The sequence below is a fragment of the Vibrio sp. 2033 genome, assembly GCF_033339735.1.
On record NZ_JAWOVC010000404.1, the window covers coordinates 1 to 668 of the forward strand.

The window sequence follows — 668 nt, forward strand, 5'->3', positions numbered from 1 at the left end:
GAATGGGGTGTTTACCATCTTATTTGGTGGTCAGTGGAACGACCAATATTTGCAAACCATCGGTAACCAAACCGAACTTGCAAAAGCATTGGGTGACTTTGCGTTGAGAGAGTCCTCGATAGGAGCGAGCGACGAGTTTATGGTGGCAAATGCGGGTCGCGAATTGGGGCGTCTGACCAAATATTCGGGCAGCGCTGCCACAACGGTGAGTAGCAAGTTAAAAGATATTTTTGCTCGCTATGAGATGTACGGAAAAGGCGATGCCGTTTGGCTTGCTGCTGCGGATACGGTCTCGTACTACGCCGAATGCAGCGAGTACGGAATTTGTGATTTCGAAACCAAGCTCAAAGGTTTGGTGTTATCGCAAACCTACACTTGTAGCCCAACCATCCGTATTCTGTCGCAAAACATGACGCAAGAGCAGCATGTGGCCGCTTGTAGCAAAATGGGACACGAAGAAGGGTATTTTCATCAATCTTTGGAAACAGGCGAGCAGCCAGTCGCTGATGATCACAATACACAGCTTCAAGTGAATATTTTTGATTCCAGTGACGACTACGGTAAATACGCGGGGCCAATCTTTGATATTAGTACCAACAACGGCGGCATGTACCTTGAGGGTGATCCGTCCAAGCCGGGCAATATTCCTAACTTTGTCGCTTATGAAG

The 668-nt window shown here is 47.9% G+C and carries 1 protein-coding gene; it reads left to right on the forward strand.

Annotated elements, in window-relative coordinates; genetic code table 11:
- Positions 1-668 (forward strand): collagenase (locus tag R7P74_RS26855; protein ID WP_318123707.1); only part of this gene is annotated, 668 nt, incomplete at both ends.